Here is an 18,333-nt window from a genome sequence, read left to right as displayed (position 1 = left end):
GAATCAACCGAGGCGAATCCGCAGCCCGCATCTGCGGGCTGCCCGGCCCAACAGCTTTAGACGCATGTTTATGCGGAAAAAGGTGGCGGGAGCCGGGCCGTTACCGCCGATAATCTTCGGCCCGAATCTGGTACCGTGCCAGTTTGTCGTAAAATGTCTTGCGCGGGAGTTTCAACGCCTTCGCCGCATCTGATGCCTTGCCGTTGTGACGACCCAGCGCCGCGATGAGCAGCGACCGCTCCACCCGCGCCATCTGTTCGCTGAGGCCCAGGTCTGTTGCCTGCGCGACTTCTTCCGGCATTCCCAGCACGAAGCGCATCGCGGCTGACATCAAGGATCGCGCATTCCCCGGCCAGTCGCTGGCCATAAGCGACGCCAGATGCTCGGACGAGATGTCCGGCGCCACGATCCCCGCCTGTTCCGCGGCCTGTGCAACGTAATGGCGGAAGATCACCGGAATGTCGTCGGGACGTTCTGCCAGCGATGGAATACGCACCCGCATGACATCCAGCCTGTAAAACAGGTCAGCATTGAACCGGCCTTCGGAACTCAGCGCCGACAGATCAGCGGTCGTTCCCGCAATGATACGCCCGCCCGGCCCCTGCTCGATGATCTCCAAAGCCGCAAATTGCGTGGCATGGGGCATGGCCGAGACTTCGTCCAGAAACAATGACCCACCTGCCGCATCCTCGCAGCTTTTGGCCAGGTCGTCGGGGCTGAGGCTGGAGGCCGTGCGTTTGACAAACGGGCCCTGCCCTGCCGGCGACATCAGATGCACGACCTCGGCGACCTTCGAGATGCCGCTGCCTGGCGGTCCCGTCACAAGAACTTCGGCACCTGTCGGAGCGACGGTCCGAACCCGCTCGCGCAGGGCCTCGGCCTGCGGCGACAGACCGAACAGCAAACGCGCGGCGGGGTCTCCTCGTTCCAGCTCGGATTTCGCCGCCCTTTGCTCCAATACTTGCGAACGGGATGCAAAGGCGCGTTCAAGCACCTCCAGAAGGTCGGACGCGGCACATGGCTTTTCCAGAAAATCGAACGCACCCTTTCCCATGGCATCGACGGCCATGGGAATATCGCCCTCACCCGTCAGAAGAACCACGGGAAGATCCGGATCGACCTCTCGGGCATATGACAAAAGATGGAATCCGTCCCGCCCCGGCATGCGGATATCCGAGATGATGACACCGGGAAAATCGCGACTGATGTGATCCTTGGCCGCCACAAAAGACCCCGCAGTCGTTGGCAGATAGTCCGCCAATTCCAGAGTCTGAGACAGGGCCTCGCGTACGGCTGCATCATCATCGACCAACAAAACCCTGCGCATCATGCGGCCTCTTCCTTGTCGCAAGGTTCCAGTTCGACGGTGAACATGGCCCCATCCTCTGTGTTCGCGCCCCGAATATCACCACCGAAACTTTGAACCAGCCCGTATGAAATCGAAAGCCCCAGCCCCAAACCTTCCGACGATCCAACGCTTTTCGTCGAATAGAAGGGCTCGAACATCCGATCGGGGTCTTCAATGCCGGGGCCTGTGTCCTGTAGGGAAACACTCAGCCGGGCACCTTTTCGCAGCGTTATCGTTATAATCCGTTTTGGTCGCCCCAGCATTGCATCCGCCGCATTGTTGATCAGATTCACGAATACCTGCACCAAACGTACTTCACCCCCCCAAACATACACAGCGCCATTCGGGGGGGCCCAGTTCAGGGTTACATCGTCGTCTCGCAGGCGGGCCTCTGTCAGTTCAACAGCGGTGTTGAGTACCTGTATCAGGTCAACCCGCCCCATCGGTTCGCTTTCGTTGCGGGCAAAGGCGCGAAGGTTCTTGATGATCCGCGCCATCCGCGCCGCCATTTCCGAGATCCGGCCCAGATTCTCGGCGGCCATTTCAGGTTTTCCCCGCGTCATGAACGCTGAGCCGTTATCAGCAAATTGCCGTATGGCCATAAGCGGCTGGTTCAGTTCATGACTGATCCCCGCCGACATTTGCCCCAAAGCGCTGAGCTTCCCCGCCTGAACCAGGTCCGCCTGGGCCCGCCGCAGCGCCGCTTCGGCTTCTTCCCGTTCCGTCACTTCCTTGCGCAAGCTGGCATTTGCTACCGTCAGGTCATGGGTACGTTTGGCCACGCGGCTTTCCAGAACGGTATTCGCTTCAGCCAGTGCCCGCCGCCGCTCCATCGCAAGAAAGAGCATTGCCCCGAAGGCCAGACAGATCGCCGCGACGGCCGCCGCCTGTAGCCTGGCAAGCTGAAGGGCCGGTGCCACGTCCACCAGAACCTCGGCAGTCATGTCGATAACCGGCAAATCAAGGGTCAGATGCAGCGCATCGCGTGGCAGGTAACGCCCCCAGTTCAAATGCCACAACTCGTGCCTGCCGACCTGTTTTGAAGAAAAATCAACGGTCGCGCCATCTGGCGGCATCAATCCCGCCTCACCGTCCGCCCGGCGCCAGAACAACAGGTCGGATCTGTTGGAAATGAAAACGACACCATCTGAATCGACAAAGAAAACCGCCTCGGTACTGCCGCGCCACGTCTGTTCAACGTCCTGAACATCAGCAACAACCATCAGCGCGCCTTCGATCTGGCCAGACGGGCCAAAAGCGGGGGCGGCGTAGGAATAGATCCGGTCATCGCCCGAAGGTACAACCTCATGCGCACTGCCCAGGGCGCCCTGCATCGCGCGGCGGAAAGCTGGGTGCCCGGCCATGTTGCGCTGGGAGACCGGCTGCGCCGATACCAGCACCTGCCCGTTCGTATCCAGGTACATCATGTTTACGGCGGCAGTCTTGTCTGCAACGTCCAGCAGCATTTCCCGAGCCTGGCGTCTGTCGGCCTGTGTTTCCAGTTCATGCAAAACGGGATGTGTCGCCATCAGCACGGCAAGTTCCTGGTACACCTGCATCTGCGTGCTCAGCCGGTCTGCCGCCAGCTCAAGATCGGCCTCTGCCTTCTCGCTCAACTGAGACAGGGCCTGTCGATAGCCATAAGACCAGACAAACCCCGACAATAGCCCGACGGCGAGCAAAAAACCGGAAATGAACCAAACCCTGTGCATAGACAGGGTCTTGCATTCAACGCGCCGCATGGCAAGTGTGCGGCGCATGAAGTCTTTTTCGCAATCGCCGACAGACCCGGGTTTCGTCCAAAACCCCTACCCGTTCTACGACAAGACACGACGCGCAGGCGATCTGTTCTATTGGCAGGACTACGATATGGTCGCCGCGGTTTCATACCGCGCGGTTCGCGCCCTGTTTCGGGACCGCAGGTTTGGCCGCGAGGTACCGCCCGAACTGGCAGAGCAAGGTCCAGCCCATCTGGCGCCCTGGCTGGCCATCGAGGCCCATTCACTGCTTGAAGCAGAACCACCCAGGCACACACGCCTTCGGTCGTTGGTTATGCGCGCCTTCACGTCACGGGCGATTTCTGCGCTGCAACCGTCCATCGAAGACCTTTGCCACGACCTGATCAAAGGCTTCCCTCATAAGTCGTTCGATCTGTTGGAAGCCTATTGCACTCAGGTGCCCGTGATCACGATCTGTCGGCTTCTGGGCGTCCCTGAAGCCATGGCGCCCGACCTGTTACAGTGGTCACACGATATGGTTGCCATGTATCAGGCCAACCGCACGCAGGACACCGAAGACAGGGCCGCCAAATCATCACGGGAGTTCACCGAATTCCTGAAGGAATACATAGCGTTGCGGCGCAATGATCCACGGGACGATCTGATAACCCGGTTGATAAGCGCCGAAGAAGAAGGCCAGAAACTGTCACTGGACGAACTGGTTGCCACCTGCATCTTGCTGCTGAACGCAGGCCACGAGGCTACCGTGCATTCACTGGGGAACGGGGTGAAAACCCTGTTGCAGACTGGTGCCGCCCCCGACGTCCTGGCACCGGATGGACTCGACGCAACCATCGAAGAGATCCTGCGCTATGACCCGCCTCTGCACATGTTCACGCGTTACGCCTATGAGGACGTCGACCTGTTCGGCCATTCATTCAAACGCGGCGATCAGGTGGCATTGTTGCTTGGCGCAGCCAACCGCGACCCCGCTGTCTGGGCTGAACCGAACACGTTTCAGCCAAGCCGTCCGATTGAAGTCAACACAAGCTTTGGGGGCGGGATTCATTTCTGTGTGGGGGCACCTCTGGCGCGTCTGGAAATGCGTATCGCATTGCCGATCCTGTTCGAAAGCTGTCCAGACCTGCAACTGGCTGCACCACCGCATTATTCGGACAGCTATCACTTTCACGGGTTGAATCAGCTGTTGGTCAGAACTTGACCATTCCAACTCGCGCAGATTGGCGATGCCTCTGGCGCTTATGAATCCGGCCGGATGAAAACCCCCATCAACTCATCTGACTCAAAACACCTCGAAGGACGCGCGCGGAACGGGTGGAGGCGGCAGAGCCTCGATTTCTAAGCCCCTTTGGCCAACGCATTCAGCGGCAGCATCGTCGTGGATTTGATCTCTTCCATGGACAACAACGCCGTGACGTTGTGCACGCGCACCTCCGAGATGAGCGACTGATAGAACTGATCATAGGCACGTGCGTTCTTGACCCGGACCTTCAGAATATAGTCGATATCACCCGCCAACCGGTGCGCCTCTTGCACTTCGGGGTGATCCTTCAATGCTTTCAGGAATTTACGTTGCCAATCCGCCTCATGTTCCGAGGTGCGGATCAAAACAAAAAAGGTGGCTTCAAACCCAAGTGCCTCGGCATCCAGCAGAACCGTTTGCTGGCCGATGATTCCCGCCCCTTTGAGCTTGCGAATGCGATTCCAGACAGGCGTCTTTGAACTGCCGACCCGAGCCGCAATTTCGTCCAATGATTGGCCTGCGTCCCGTTGCAACTCGGCCAGAATTTTTCGATCCGTGTCGTCTATCCGCACCGACATTCCAATTTTCCTTCTGTTTCGATGCCCCTGTTCCGGTTTTCCCGAATTTCGGAACATTTGTCCTTATTTCAGCGGCGATATGGCGCTTTGGTGGGAATATTTCCTATATTGAGGGTCAAGTCAAACAACACCCGAGACGATCCGATGCAGGATTTTCACACACTCAACCCCATAGGCCATGTCGACTTTGTCGGCGCTGGGCCCGGTGACCCCGAGTTGCTGACGCTCAAGGCGCTGACTGCGTTTGAGCAGGCGGATGTGGTGCTGCACGATCGCCTCATCAGCAAACCCGTGCTGGACATGGCCGCTCAAAAGGCCGTTTTGGTAGATGTCGGCAAGGCCGGGTTCGGCCCCTCGTGGAAGCAAAGTGATATCGACGCGCTTCTGGTTGAATACGCCCTGAATGGCAACCGCGTGGTGCGGCTGAAATCGGGTGATCCCACGGTCTTTGGTCGTCTGGACGAAGAAATCGAGGCCGTGGATGCGGCCGGTATACCCTGGCAGATCATTCCCGGCATCACGGCGGCCTCTGCCGCAGTGGCTGGCATCGGTCAAAGCCTGACCCGCCGCGGGCGCAACTCATCGGTGCGGTTTTTGACCGGGCACGACATGCAAGGATTCGCGGATCACGATTGGAACGTTTTGGCTCAGCCGGGTTCCGTGGCAGCGATCTACATGGGCAAGAAATCCGCTCGGTTCATTCAGGGCCGTCTGATCATGCACGGCGCCGATCGCGCCACGCCCATTACCCTGGTCGAGAATGCATCGCGCCCCGACCAACGGATTTTGGCCACCACCTTGGACCAGTTGCCCACCGATCTGGCCGCCGCTGAAATGGATGGACCGGCCCTTACCTTCTATGGCCTTGCCCCGCGCCAAGCGGCGCAGGCTGTAACCGAATTCAACAAGGAGCTTGCCTGATGGCCCGCGCTTTTACCCCCAAAGTCGTCACTGCAAATGACTTGCTCGAAGGTGACGTGATTTATCTGACCGAAGATGACCGCTGGTCCCGTGACCTGAGCGAAGCAGAACTGATCACCGACGAGGCACATGCGCAGGTTCGCCTGCTGGATGCCGCGCGTCAGGCAAACAAAATCGTGGGCGCCTATCTGGCCGATGCCGTTGCTGGCGAAAACGGCCCCGAGCCCACCCATTTCCGGGAAGACTTCCGCCGCACTGGTCCGTCCAACTATGCCCACGGCAAACAGGAAGCTTCCCCGCAGCCCCGGGCCTGACCTCTGGCCCTTCTCTCTCCCCTTCAAGGCCCCGGGTTCGGGGCTGCAACCAAGGACAGCTAGACATGTATCGCTACTCCGAGTTTGACAAAGATTTTCTGGCAGAGCGTAACGCGCAGTTCCGTGCTCAGGTCGAGCGCCGCATCGACGGCTCGCTGACCGAAGACGAATTCAAGCCGCTGCGCCTGATGAACGGCCTGTATCTGCAACTGCACGCATACATGCTGCGGGTGGCCATTCCCTACGGCACGCTGAACAGCGCCCAGATGCGCCAATTGGCCCTGCTGGCAGAAAAGTGGGACAAGGGCTATGGCCATTTCACCACCCGTCAGAACATCCAGTACAACTGGCCGAAACTGAAAGATGTGCCGGACATGCTGGACGCACTGGCCGAGGTCGGCATGCATGCCATCCAGACCTCGGGCAACACCATCCGCAACGTGACCGCCGACCATTTCGCCGGTGCCGCAGCGGATGAGGTCGCCGACCCGCGCCCCTATGCTGAGCTTCTGCGCCAGTGGTCGACCGACCACCCGGAATTCCAGTTCATGCCGCGCAAGTTCAAGATCGCGATTACCGGTTCGGAAAACGACCGCGCCGTGATCAAAGCGCATGACATCGGCCTGCAACTGGTCGAACGTGACGGCGTTCTGGGCGCGCGCGTCATCGTCGGTGGCGGCCTGGGCCGGACGCCCATGATCGGCAAGGAACTGTCCGAATTCGTCGCATTCGATGATCTGCTGGCCTATCTGGAAGCCACCGTGTCGGTCTGGAACCAGATCGGTCGCCGCGACAACAAGTACAAGGCGCGCATCAAGATCACCGTGCATGAACACGGCATCGACGCCATCCGCGCCAAGGTGAACGCGCGTTTCTTGCAGGTTCGCCCGCAGTTCAAGGGCGCCGACATGGCGCTTCTGGATGAGATCAAGGGCCATTTTGCGACTCCGGCCTTCCGCGAAGGTTCGGTTGCGTCGTTTGAAAGCGCCTATACCAACGATCCGGTTTTCCGGTCGTGGGTCGATACCAACATCGCGCCGCACAAGCAGGCGGACCACGCGATCGTCACGATCTCGATCAAGAAGCACGGGGCAACGCCGGGTGATGCGACGGCCGAGCAGATGCGCGTGATGGCCGATCTGGCCGAAGAGTTCGCCTATGACGAGCTGCGTATCAGCCATGAGCAGAACGTGATCCTGCCGCATGTCCACAAATCGGACCTGCCTGCCATTCATGCGAAGCTGAAGGAATACGAACTGGCCACCGCCAATATCGGCCTGATCAGCGATATCATCGCCTGCCCCGGCATGGATTACTGCGCGCTGGCGACGGCCCGCTCGATCCCGGTTGCTCAGGAAATCGCGGCCCGCTTTGAGGATTTGAAGCTGGAGCATGACATCGGGCACCTGAAGATCAAGATCTCGGGCTGCATCAACGCCTGTGGCCACCACCATGTGGGCCATATCGGCATCCTGGGTCTGGATCGTGCAGGCGTCGAAAACTACCAGATCACCCTGGGTGGTGACGCCACCGAGACGGCCGCAATCGGCGACCGCACCGGTCCGGGCTTTGCCTATGACGAGATCGTGCCGGCCGTGGAACGCATCGTCGACACCTACCTGGATCTGCGCGAGAGTGCTGAAGAGACCTTTCTGATGACCTATCGCCGCGTCGGCATGGAGCCGTTCAAGGCCGCCCTCTACCCCGAGGCTCGGGCGAATGCCGCTTGACCTGATCCAAACGGAACTGGGCAAAGACCGCAGCGACCTGACTGAGAAGGTCAACGCATTGAATGCCCGGTTCCGTCACCACAGCGCCCATGACGTGATGCATGGCGCCCTTGAAGAGATCGACGAACTTGCTCTGGTCTCAAGCTTCGGTGCGGAATCGGTGGTGTTGCTGCATATGGCTGCGGTGGTCGACAAGATGACACCGGTGTTGTTCGTGGATACCCAACTGCTGTTTACCGAAACGCTGGAATACCAACAGGAAGTCAGCGAGCGCCTGGGGCTCAGGAACATCAAGATCATTCGGGCGGATGACGAAGACATTCGACGCGACGACCCCTATGGAGCGCTGCGCCTGCGGGATACGGATGCGTGCTGCAACCTGCGCAAGACCTTTCCGTTGCAACAAGCCCTGACAGGGTATTGCGGCTGGATTACCGGGCGAAAACGGTTCCAGTCCGGAACGCGCGCCGCGCTCGAGTTCTTCGAGGTCGAAGATGGCACGGGCCGGATCAAGGTCAATCCGCTGGCCCATTGGGCGCCGGACGATGTGCGCGCCTATATGGAAGAAAACAACCTGCCCCGGCATCCGCTGGTGGCCAAGGGATACCCATCGATCGGCTGTGCGCCCTGCACCTCGCCGGTCAAAGAAGGCGAAGACCCCCGCGCCGGACGCTGGCGCGATCAGAACAAGGAAGAATGCGGCATACATTTTGTCGATGGCAAGATGGTGCGCATCGGAGAGAAAACATGAACGTAATCGTAACGGATGAGGGCTTTTCGCCCGATGACTGGACCGACGGCTTTGTCACTCTGGACGATGCCGCAAATGACGTGGTTGCGCTGGACGTCAGCTCGGACACGGACCCGGATGAGCTTTTTGACCGTTTGGGCAGTGCCAGGTTGGTCCGGGTGGATTTTCCATCCTTTGCCGACGGTCGCGGCTTTACCATCGCCCGCACCCTGCGCCTGAAGGGCTATACGGGACGCTTGCGCGCCAAGGGTCATGTTCTGGCAGACCAATACGCCATGGCGCGTCGCAGCGGCTTTGACGAAGTTGAGATTGACGGAGACCTGGCAGACCGCCAGCCCGAAGATCAGTGGCTTTCCCGGGCCAACTGGAAAGAGAACAACTATCAGGCCCGTTTGCGCGGTTAAAAGCCGCACATCGCCGGCTTGTGACACAAAGGGGGCAATCTGTCCCCTTTTCCTGACCTGGATCAATGATTAAACGGAGATGTCGGTTTAGCAGACCGGCAGGTAAACGATGACAGAGATGAAGCCCGTGAGCGAAGCAACTGCTGTGAAGGCCCCCGTCCTGCCGGACGCGCAAACCGTAACCGAGGTCAAACACTGGACCGACAGCCTGTTCTCTTTCAAGGTGACGCGCCCCGCCTCGCTGCGTTTTCGCTCGGGCGAGTTCGTGATGATTGGTCTGCTGGGCGACAATGGCAAGCCATTGCTGCGCGCCTATTCAATCGCCTCGCCTTCGTGGGACGATGAGCTCGAGTTCTATTCGATCAAGGTTCAGAACGGCCCGCTGACGTCGAAGCTTCAGCATATCAAGCCCGGTGACCAGATCATCCTGCGCCCCAAGCCGGTTGGCACATTGGTGCATGACGCCCTGCTGCCCGGCAAACGTTTGTGGTTCTTTGCAACCGGCACCGGCTTTGCCCCGTTTGCTTCGCTGCTGCGTGAACCGCAAACATATGAAGATTATGACGAGGTCATCATCACCCACACCTGCCGCGAAGTGGCTGAACTGGAATATGGCCGCCAATTGATCGACAGCATCCGTCAGGATGAAATGCTGGCCGAACTGATTGGCGAAGGCTTCGCTGACAAGATCCGCTATTACCCGACGACCACGCGCGAAGAGAGCCCCAAGATGGGTCGGATCACCGACCTGCTGAAGGATGGTACCGTGTTCAGGGATCTGGGCATCGAAGGCGGAATCAAGCCCGAAACCGACCGCGCCATGGTCTGCGGTTCGCTGGCATTCAATCTGGACATCAAGGAAATCCTTGAGGGTTTCGGTCTGCGCGAAGGCGCGAATTCCGAACCCAAGGAGTTCGTGATTGAAAAAGCCTTTGTCGGCTAAAGGCAGGCTGCGTTCAGAGCTTTGTGGCCCCGAACGCAAAAAACACCGGACAAAACACTGTTTTTTCGCAACTGCCGGTGTTTATGACGCTTGAAGTGCGGCTCGGCCCGGTTTAAATTCCGGGCTCGAAATTCTGCAATTATCAAAGGAATGAACCCATAGCCCGCAGACCTCACAACGCGCCGCCACAACGTGACACCGGCCCGCGCGTCAATGACAAGATCCGTGCCCCCGAAATCCGCCTGATTGGTGCCGAAGGTGAAAATGTCGGGGTGGTTCATCCCGCCAAAGCCATGCAGATGGCCGCCGATGCCGGTCTTGATCTGGTCGAAATTTCGCCCAATGCGAACCCACCGGTCTGCAAGATCATGGACTTCGGCAAATTCAAATATGAAACGCAGAAACGCGAAGCCGAAGCCCGCAAGAAGCAAAAGATCATCGAGGTGAAAGAGGTCAAGTTCCGACCCAACACCGACACGCATGACTATGACGTGAAGATGCGCAACGTCTTCAAGTTTCTGGAAAACGGCGACAAGGTGAAAGTCACCCTGCGTTTTCGTGGCCGCGAAATGGCACACCAGAACCTGGGCCGCGAATTGCTGGAGCGTGTCGCTGAGGACGTCAAAGAACTGGGTAAGATCGAAAACATGCCGAAAATGGAAGGCCGTCAGATGATCATGATGATCGGCCCCCTTCCGCAGAAATAACCCGGCCCAAATACCGAAACGAACAAAGCCCCTTCGCCTTTGAAGGGGCTTTTTTTAAGTCGCCTTCCTGCTTTTCAACCAACGGGCCGCGTCCCGGAAATCGAACACCAGCGAGGTGATATCGACGATCAGAAGCACCCGGAGAAAGCCGGCAAAGGCTGGGCTCAGGGGGTCTTCGGAAAACAACAGAAGCGTCACGATGATGACCAGTGGCACCCAGCACAGAATGTGCGGCAAGGCCATCGCACCGCTTATCCCGCGGGCAGCCACCATGATCGGTACGTTCAGCGCCATGCCTGAAACTGCAAGCAATGCAATCAGGTACCCCTGTGGCTGATCCAGAAAAGCCAGCGGAAGCAGGTTTACCGGCACCAAAACAACGGCCACCCAGATCTGCACCCAGGAAGCGAGCGCTCGGAAACTGCGCCAGATATCCAGCACCATGGACGTCGCCTTTTCCAGATCCATTGCCCACGACACATAGCAAACGTGTCGCAGGCAAACAGGGTGCTCACGGTATTGTCAGAGAACGGCTGAAAAAGAGCGTTCCAGTTTGCTGACAAGTTCGCCTATCTGGTCCTCTTCTATGATGAAAGGCGGCGCGAGCAGGATATGGTCTCCGTTCCGGCCATCCCGGGTGCCCGCCATGGGATAACAGATCAACCCTTCGGCAAGTGCTGCCTTCTTTATCTTTCCGGCAATGCCCAGGGATGGATCAAAGGGGGTCTTCGTCTCGCGATCCGCCACCAGTTCCACACCCCGGAACAGGCCACGGCCACGCAAATCGCCCACATTCGGGTGCTGTCCAAACGCGGCCTCCAGGGCGGATTGCAGTTTGCTGCCCATGCGTCCGGCGCGCGCCGGTAAATCACCCTCTGTCAGTTCACGGACCACCGCAAGAGCCGCAGCCGTGGCGACAGGATGGCCGATATAGGTGTGCCCATGTTGGAAAAACCCTGACCCATCCCGAATCGCACCGAAAATCTTGTCGGTGCACAGCATCGCCCCGATCGGTTGATACCCTGCGCCCAACCCTTTGGCGATGCACAGAATATCCGGTGCAACACCGTCGTGATCGCAGGCGAACAGATGACCGGTGCGCCCCATGCCGCACATCACCTCATCCAGAATCAGCAACACGCCATATTGGTCGCAGATTTCCCGGATGCGTTTGAAATACCCCTCAACCGCCGGAACCGCGCCAAGCGTAGCGCCGACAACCGGCTCGGCCATGAAGGCCATAACCGTTTCAGGCCCAAGGCGCAGAATTTCCGCCTCCAGCTCGTTGGCGACGCGCTGACCATAGTCAAAGCTGCTCTCATCCCCGGGCTTTTCGGCATATTCATAGCAGGCCGAGATATGGGTCATTTCGATCAGCATCGGCGCGAATTGGGCCCGTCTCCAGGCATTTCCCCCGGCAGACAAGGCCCCTAGGGTGTTGCCATGATAGCTTTGCTTGCGCGCGATCACGTGGCGGCGCTCGGGCTGCCCGATTTCCAGAAAATACTGGCGCGCCAATTTGATGGCCGCTTCGGTCGACTCGGACCCGCCCGAGACGAAATACACCCGGTCCAGATCCCCCGGCGCGTGCTGGATCAGCAGATCCGCCAATGCCTCGGCCGGTTCCGAGGTCATGAACCCGGTATGGGCAAATGCGATCTGTTCCACCTGCTGTTGCACGGCCCGGATCACTGCCGGATTGGAATGCCCCAGACAGGACACGGCCGCATCGCCGCAATCCAGATATCGCTTGCCGTCGGCATCGATCAGGTAAGCGCCGTCGCCACCCGCCGCGACGGGAAGTTCAGATTTGGTGTGGCGTGGGAAAACATGGCTCATGTTCCGGTCCTTCCAAGTGTTTCAACCAAAGCCGCGACCGAGGCCGCGTTGTCAGCCCAGAGCGTGCCATCCGGTGCCGTCAGGCTGTTTTCGAATCCAACACGCAGATCGCCGCCGCGCCGTGCGGTTTCGACCAGACAGTCATGTTCCTGCGTCCCAAAAGCGCACACCATCCAATTGGCCGGGCTGGACGGAAACGCATCCAGATCCGTTGGCACGGATTGCTGATTCTGACTGTAGCGCCCCAACACAAGCAACCGGTCTGTCTGGTCCGTCTGGACGATACCTTTTGACTGCCAGTCTTCCAGCAGCTTCACATCTTCTGAATCGTAGAGAATATGCTGAACCCGCGTGCCCTGAGCCGCACATAGCGCATAGACCCGAGGCGCAAGATCAAGGGCCCGCGCGATTTCCCGGACTGAAATCGAGGCCCATTCAGGCCGGACCCGTTGCAGACATTCAAACTGTGACGATACGTCGAACACGCCTGCTGCCTCGGTGGTGATCTGAACATCCATGCCCGGCACCACACTTTTCAGTTCCGCGATTGTTTCGCGATACAATCCGGCATCCAACGTGTGGTGTCCGTCGGCATCCCGTACATGCAGGTGTATGCCATTCGCCCCGGCCTCGTGGCAGCTCTGCGCCGTTGCGACGATCTGATCCGTCGTGACTGGCAAGCCCGGGTGATCCGCGCGGCCCCGCCGGGCCCCGTTCGGAGCAACCAGTATATATGGCTGCCCGGTGGTTTTCACTGTACTCTCGGTCATTGCGCCCTCGTGTTCGTCTGTCCTCAGCTAATGAGCTCAAGTTTCGTTTTCAATTTACCAACTGGAAAACATATGTTTTGCTTGCCGCATGACCCGCGCTCTAACTGCCATCGTTACGCAAATGCGCCGCGAGATCGATGAAATGCCTGCGCAAATGCAGGTCGCTGTAAAGTACATCATCGATCATCCCGGCGAGTTCGCGTTGAATTCGATCCGAACCACCACCGATCGCATCGGCATCAGCACGAACGTTCTGATCCGGCTGGCGCAACGCATGGGGTTTGACAGCTTTGACGCTTTTCGACGCCCATTTCGAAACGCTCTGACAACTGACGGTGAGGACAGGTTTGGGCAGGACTGGCTGGAACACCTAAAGGAACAAGGGCAGTCTGGTGCGGCGCAGGCACGGTTTGCGCAGAACGAAATAAACGTCGTGTCCAGATCGCTGCGCCTCATGGCCCCCCATTTGACGGAACAGGCCGTCGCGCACATCAGGTCGGCGCGCCGCTGTTATGTGACGGCCACACGATCCAGCCATGCGCTGGCCTATTACTTTCACTACGCCGGACGCATGGCCCATCCCGGGCTTCAGCTGGTGCCCCGCCACATGGGTTCGGCCATTGACGATCTGGTCGAAGCCACCGCCGAGGATTGTCTGTTCGCCATCACGGTTCACCCCTATTCGGCCGACACGATTCAGGCGATGCGGTATGCTCGGGACCGTTCGATGCGCATCATCCTGTTGTCGGATAGCGAGGTTATCGCGCCGGGGGTGGAACCGGATGTCGTCCTGCCTGTCAGCACACGAACCTTGCACCCGTTTTCAAGTTTTTCAGGAGCAATGGCCGTCCTGGAGTGTCTGCTGGGGCATCTGTTTGACGCCGGCGGAGAGACCGCCAGAGAAAGAGTGGATGCCTATCAGAAAGCGCGGGAGGATACCGGAGCATATTGGCGACCCGGCGTATTGCCCAAGCTCAGAAAACCATAGGCCGGGTCCGTCAAAGCCTCTGGCGTCAACCTCAGAATTCAGCCCCGCTCAGGATCAGCGGCGGATCATTCTTTCCGTTTGGCGCGCGGCTGAGGTCTGGTCGGGATTTCCTTCAGCAATCCCCCGACACCCATTCCGGCAATATCTGCCCCGGTCGTTTCGATCCCGCAGGCAACCCGTGACAGAACCCAATCCGCCCCGTTCAACGCCGGAGATCGCGCGCACCCGGGCAACCCGATCACCGGTCGATCCTGCATCGAACCCAGAAACAGCAGGTTCCCCGGATCAACCGGCATACCGAACCGATCCACCTGCCCGCCGGCAAGCCGAACAGCAGACGGCGCAACATCGTCCGGGTCCGAGGTCGCGGAACCAGTCAGGATCATCAGCAAATCACCGGTCGTTCTGGAAACCGCCTTGGCCAGCGCATCCACGCGATGCGGCACGATCTGCACATCACACAAATCCAGACCCAGGGCTTCGGTCCGTCCGCGAATGGCGGCGATCCCCTTGTCATTGGGGGGGCCTCCGGGGATATCCGTAACGATCAAACCTGCCGTCTTGTGAACGGGTCTTGCCAGACGCACGGCCCCTTGCGCCAGATTGGCGGCCCGCCGAACATCTGCTTCTGGCACGGCATACGAGATTACCTTGATGGTAGCGACCATGCCCTTCGGGCCCATCTGCTGGTACTGCGGAACCGTCGCAACCGTAATCATCGGGTTGACCCGATTGAACATTTCAAGCGCATCCACATCCAGAACCGCTACGCCCGGCCCGTCCGCCAACAGGTTGACCCGGCCGGTGAACGCATCGGTCACGCGCAGATTGGCCGACGCCGCATCTGGCGCAAGAGCTGCGGCCAAATGACGTGCGGCCTCGTCTTCGTGGCAATCGCCGGGTTCAAGGCGGGCAACGATCACTTCGCGGATGTCCGCCTGCGTCAACTGCGCCACATGCTCTGCCCGCAGTGACAGCCCCTTGCGCAGCTTTTGCCCGTCAGCCGTCACCGAATGGGCCAGAATGGCACCTTTCGCTTCGGAGACTGCTACCGGACCAAACCTCATGCCCTGCCTCGTAGAACGGCCGTCATCTGCGCCAGAATTGCAACGGCAATCTCGGATGGGCCGGCAGCCCCGATATCCAAACCGATTGGCCCATGAATCCTCGAGATTTGCTTATCACTGAAACCCGCCGCCTTCATACGTTCGACGCGTTTGGAATGGGTGCGTGTCGATCCCAATGCACCGACATAGAACACATCCGCATCCAGTGCAGCTTGCAATGCCGGATCATCCAGCTTTGGATCATGCGTCAGCAGGACAATTGCGGTGCGCGCATCCAGCCCGAGTTTTGCAACGGCCTCATCCGGCCAATCCGTGAGGATCGTTTCCCCCGGGAAACGGGCGTTGGAGGCAAATGCGTCGCGCGGGTCGATAATGGTCGGATCATACCCGGCAATTCGCGCCATCGGCACCAGCGCCTGCGCGATGTGAACCGCACCGACAATGATCAATCGCAGCGGCGGGTTGTGAACGGCCACAAAGGTCCGGCCATCTTCTTCAAAACCTGATCGATCCATGCGCAGCCGTTCGGCATAGGCGTTTCGGCGCAAGGCTCTGTGCCCGGTATCGGTATTGACTTCATAAGCGATGGGTTCGCGTCTTGCGCGGGCTGCAACCAGTTCCGCCAGCATCGGTTCGGGCAGAACCTTTCCAACGGGTTCGACGAGGATGCGAATGGTTCCACCACAGGCCAGCCCGACCGCAAAGGCATCTTCGTCGCTCACCCCGAATTCCAGCAAGCGGGCTTCGCCTTCGTCAATGGCCTCAAGCGCTTCGACGATCACCGCGCCTTCGACACAGCCGCCCGACACAGAGCCTTCGATCCGGCCATCGCCGCCGATCACCAGCTGGGAACCAACCCGGCGCGGCGCGCTGCCCCAGGTTTCGACAACCGTGGCAAGCGCGGCACCGCTGCCATCGCGGTGCCACTTCAGTGCCGTTTCCGGGCTGTTGTCGAATCGCTCCATCAGAACCTCCAGACGTCGTCTGTTTCCCAACATAAGCAGGATTGGCGTGATGAAAAGCGCGACGCCCCTGTCAAAACGTCTATATTGAACCCAGCGAGCAGAAGCTAAGGCCTGAACTGCATTCAAGAAATCACAGCATTGATTGTTAGTGCCACGGGTTTTAGCCTGCGCGGGCAGCCGGCCAAGCGACCGAGCCGCGTATCAAACACATTTTTTTGGAGACAAGCAGTTGAAACACTTTCTTGCACTGGGCGCAGTGATTAGCCTTTTGACTTCAACCGCAGCGTGGGCTGACACATTCGAACGCTACGGAGAAGTAGAAGGCTGGAAAGTCTTCATCGACAACAAAAAGAAGTCCTGCCTGATCGAGGCCGTGGACGATGCGGAAAACGTCGTTCAGATGGGCCTGACCGAAGATCGCGGCGTGGGATATGTGGGGGTGTTCACTAAAGCCGAGACCGACATCAAACGTGGCGAGACGCAAGAAGTGGCCATCCTGATCGGGGACAACATCTATCTGGGTGAAGCCACAGGCATGAAAGGCAATATCACCAAAGGCTATTCCGGTGGCTATGTCCTGTCAGACAGCCCGCAATTCGCGGATGATCTGGCCAAGAAAAAGGTCATGATCGTGTTTCCCGAGACATCCTATGCATTTACCGTCGATCTGACCGGCACGTACAAAGCCATGGAGATGGCGCGTAAGTGCAACGAAGAACAGTTGTCATAGGCAACTATTCGGAAAGCGCGGCCAACAGCCGTGCTTTCTGCCCCTGGTCATCGGGTTGTGAGATCACGGAAGCCAGATCTTCGAGCGAGGCTATGGAATGCCCTGCCCTGAAACTGTCGACATGGGGCAGCATGGCCGCCACCCCCTGAGCTTTGGGGGCAAACCCGTCCCAGCGCAGCAGCGGATTCAGCCAGATCAGGCGTTTTGAGGACAGGTGCAGCCGCTCGATCTCTTTCTCGAGGCTCTCCGGGTCACCCCGCTCCAAACCGTCGGTGATCAGCAGAACAACGGCCCCCTGCCCCATGACACGTCTTGACCAGTCTCTGTTGAACTGATGCAGACAGTCGCCGATGCGTGTGCCCCCTTCCCAATCCTGCGCCTCGGCCCCGGCAGCTGCAAGCGCTGCGTCAACGTCCCGATGATGCAGGTGGCGGGTAATATTGGTCAGGCGCGTGCCGAAAGTGAAGGCATGAACCTTGGCCCAACCTGCCCCCTTGGCGTTCGAGACCGTGTGCAGGAAATGCAGGATGGCACGGCTGTACTGGCTCATTGAACCTGAGATGTCGCACAGGGCCACAAGGTTTGGCCACCGCGGTTTGGGCTCTAGCCGGGCGATATCGCGCAATTCGCCCCCTTGCCGCATGGCTGCGCGCAAGGTGCGGGCGCGGTCGATACGGTGCCCCAGATGACTGGCCTGTCCGCGGCGCGATTCAATCGGTTTGACCGGCAGGGTCAACCGCGCCAGAACGCGCTTGGCTTGCGCGATTTCGGCGGTGCTCATCTGTTCGAAGTCCAGATTGCGAAGACGCTCCTCGGACGATGCCGTCTGCGTTGCATCAATCTCGATTTCGGTTTCGCCTTCGTCTTGCACCGGCTGTTCGGGCGCGTCCTGTTCGACACCGTCGAGAAGGGCCTCAGCCGCGCGTTTTTCGCCAGCATCCGCCTTGCGATCCTCCTGCACGCCCCGAATGGCAGGAAGCATCATGGCCATCATGTGTTCCATGTATCGCGGGTCGCGCCAGTACATTCGGAAGACCTGTGCAAACACCGTGCGATGTTCGGGGCGGTTCACGAAACAGGCGTGCAGCGTCCAGTAGAAATCCCGTTTCTGGGTGAAACCCGCAGCTTGTACCGCGCGAATTGCATCGATCACGCGCCCCGGACCAATCGGCAGCCCCGCCTTCCGCAGCGCGCGGGCAAAATGGGTGATGTTATGCGCCAGCTTCGGGTTGTCGGGAATATCCAGCGGGATTTGCTCGGCCATCAGACGTAATGGGAGCTCTGCCCCCATGCCCC

General features: G+C 59.2%; 19 protein-coding genes. 10 read left to right on the top strand and 9 right to left on the bottom strand.

The annotated features are described in order from the left end of the window. Positions 1–100: 100 nt before the first annotated feature. Positions 101–1,330, bottom strand: coding sequence for a sigma-54-dependent transcriptional regulator (locus tag AC2FF8_RS10415; protein WP_425078187.1), 1,230 nt, complete (start codon positions 1,328–1,330; stop codon positions 101–103). Further along, positions 1,327–3,108, bottom strand: a complete 1,782-nt coding sequence (locus AC2FF8_RS10410; protein ID WP_496879636.1) for a sensor histidine kinase — start codon at positions 3,106–3,108, stop codon at positions 1,327–1,329. Before AC2FF8_RS10410 ends, AC2FF8_RS10415 begins: the two co-directional genes overlap by 4 nt. Here AC2FF8_RS10410 and AC2FF8_RS10405 point away from each other — a divergent pair. After that, the gene (locus tag AC2FF8_RS10405) at positions 3,107–4,288 is read left to right on the top strand and encodes a cytochrome P450 (RefSeq protein WP_496879635.1); all 1,182 of its coding nucleotides are present in this window, start codon (positions 3,107–3,109) and stop codon (positions 4,286–4,288) included. The genes AC2FF8_RS10410 and AC2FF8_RS10405 overlap by 2 nt on opposite strands. A 137-nt stretch (positions 4,289–4,425) precedes the next feature. Here AC2FF8_RS10405 and AC2FF8_RS10400 read toward each other — a convergent pair whose 3' ends face one another. Continuing rightward, a complete protein-coding gene (locus AC2FF8_RS10400; RefSeq protein WP_170344518.1) occupies positions 4,426–4,908 on the bottom strand; it encodes an Lrp/AsnC family transcriptional regulator in 483 nt (160 codons plus the stop codon). A gap of 144 nt (positions 4,909–5,052) precedes the next feature. Between AC2FF8_RS10400 and cobA the strand changes: the two genes are divergently transcribed. From cobA to infC, 7 genes are all read left to right on the top strand, one after another. Then, positions 5,053–5,829 carry a uroporphyrinogen-III C-methyltransferase gene (cobA, locus tag AC2FF8_RS10395; protein ID WP_496879634.1) on the top strand — a complete coding sequence of 259 codons (777 nt, stop codon included), beginning with the start codon at positions 5,053–5,055 and terminating at the stop codon, positions 5,827–5,829. Next, complete coding sequence (locus tag AC2FF8_RS10390) at positions 5,829–6,143, top strand: DUF2849 domain-containing protein (RefSeq protein WP_171328572.1); 315 nt, start codon at positions 5,829–5,831, stop codon at positions 6,141–6,143. The genes cobA and AC2FF8_RS10390 overlap by 1 nt, the downstream gene beginning before the upstream one ends. A 65-nt stretch (positions 6,144–6,208) precedes the next feature. Next, positions 6,209–7,873, top strand: a complete 1,665-nt coding sequence (locus AC2FF8_RS10385; RefSeq protein ID WP_496879633.1) for a nitrite/sulfite reductase — start codon at positions 6,209–6,211, stop codon at positions 7,871–7,873. After that, complete coding sequence (locus AC2FF8_RS10380; protein ID WP_496879632.1) at positions 7,863–8,624, top strand: phosphoadenylyl-sulfate reductase; 762 nt, start codon at positions 7,863–7,865, stop codon at positions 8,622–8,624. Before AC2FF8_RS10385 ends, AC2FF8_RS10380 begins: the two co-directional genes overlap by 11 nt. Further along, a complete protein-coding gene (locus AC2FF8_RS10375; RefSeq protein ID WP_170344527.1) occupies positions 8,621–9,028 on the top strand; it encodes a DUF934 domain-containing protein in 408 nt (135 codons plus the stop codon). Before AC2FF8_RS10380 ends, AC2FF8_RS10375 begins: the two co-directional genes overlap by 4 nt. Positions 9,029–9,137: 109 nt before the next feature. Further along, a complete protein-coding gene (locus AC2FF8_RS10370; RefSeq protein WP_171639581.1) occupies positions 9,138–9,971 on the top strand; it encodes a ferredoxin--NADP reductase in 834 nt (277 codons plus the stop codon). 116 nt (positions 9,972–10,087) lie between these two features. Continuing rightward, positions 10,088–10,678: a translation initiation factor IF-3 gene (gene infC, locus AC2FF8_RS10365; protein ID WP_438826516.1), complete on the top strand. Its 591-nt coding sequence runs from the start codon at positions 10,088–10,090 to the stop codon at positions 10,676–10,678. A gap of 54 nt (positions 10,679–10,732) precedes the next feature. On the opposite strand, the gene AC2FF8_RS10360 is transcribed toward infC, so the two are convergent. Genes AC2FF8_RS10360 through AC2FF8_RS10350 form a run of 3 tightly spaced genes read right to left on the bottom strand, consistent with a single transcriptional unit; the run spans position 10,733 to position 13,287 of the window. Next, positions 10,733–11,146: a hypothetical protein gene (locus tag AC2FF8_RS10360; RefSeq protein WP_496879631.1), complete on the bottom strand. Its 414-nt coding sequence runs from the start codon at positions 11,144–11,146 to the stop codon at positions 10,733–10,735. Between the two features lie 54 nt (positions 11,147–11,200). Then, positions 11,201–12,517 (bottom strand): aspartate aminotransferase family protein, encoded by a 1,317-nt coding sequence (locus tag AC2FF8_RS10355; RefSeq protein WP_496879630.1) that lies wholly within the window; start codon positions 12,515–12,517, stop codon positions 11,201–11,203. Beyond that, on the bottom strand, positions 12,514–13,287 hold the full coding sequence (locus AC2FF8_RS10350) for a beta-keto acid cleavage family enzyme (protein ID WP_496879629.1): 774 nt from the start codon (positions 13,285–13,287) through the stop codon (positions 12,514–12,516). The genes AC2FF8_RS10355 and AC2FF8_RS10350 overlap by 4 nt, the downstream gene beginning before the upstream one ends. An 88-nt stretch (positions 13,288–13,375) precedes the next feature. Between AC2FF8_RS10350 and AC2FF8_RS10345 the strand changes: the two genes are divergently transcribed. Then, on the top strand, positions 13,376–14,275 hold the full coding sequence (locus AC2FF8_RS10345) for a MurR/RpiR family transcriptional regulator (protein WP_496879628.1): 900 nt from the start codon (positions 13,376–13,378) through the stop codon (positions 14,273–14,275). Between the two features lie 65 nt (positions 14,276–14,340). On the opposite strand, the gene AC2FF8_RS10340 is transcribed toward AC2FF8_RS10345, so the two are convergent. Further along, a complete protein-coding gene (locus tag AC2FF8_RS10340) occupies positions 14,341–15,342 on the bottom strand; it encodes a molybdopterin-binding protein (protein ID WP_257600631.1) in 1,002 nt (333 codons plus the stop codon). Then, entirely contained in the window at positions 15,339–16,307 is a 969-nt protein-coding gene (locus tag AC2FF8_RS10335) for an XdhC family protein (RefSeq protein WP_496879627.1), read from the bottom strand. The genes AC2FF8_RS10340 and AC2FF8_RS10335 overlap by 4 nt, the downstream gene beginning before the upstream one ends. A gap of 229 nt (positions 16,308–16,536) precedes the next feature. Here AC2FF8_RS10335 and AC2FF8_RS10330 point away from each other — a divergent pair, with 229 nt between their 5' ends. Next, positions 16,537–17,037, top strand: coding sequence for a hypothetical protein (locus tag AC2FF8_RS10330; protein WP_496879626.1), 501 nt, complete (start codon positions 16,537–16,539; stop codon positions 17,035–17,037). 4 nt (positions 17,038–17,041) lie between these two features. On the opposite strand, the gene AC2FF8_RS10325 is transcribed toward AC2FF8_RS10330, so the two are convergent. After that, positions 17,042–18,301, bottom strand: coding sequence for a vWA domain-containing protein (locus AC2FF8_RS10325; RefSeq protein WP_496879625.1), 1,260 nt, complete (start codon positions 18,299–18,301; stop codon positions 17,042–17,044). Positions 18,302–18,333 lie beyond the last annotated feature (32 nt).

It is taken from the genome of Ruegeria sp. YTSA144 (genome assembly GCF_059610125.1).
This window is presented reverse-complemented; position numbering and strand designations above follow the sequence as displayed.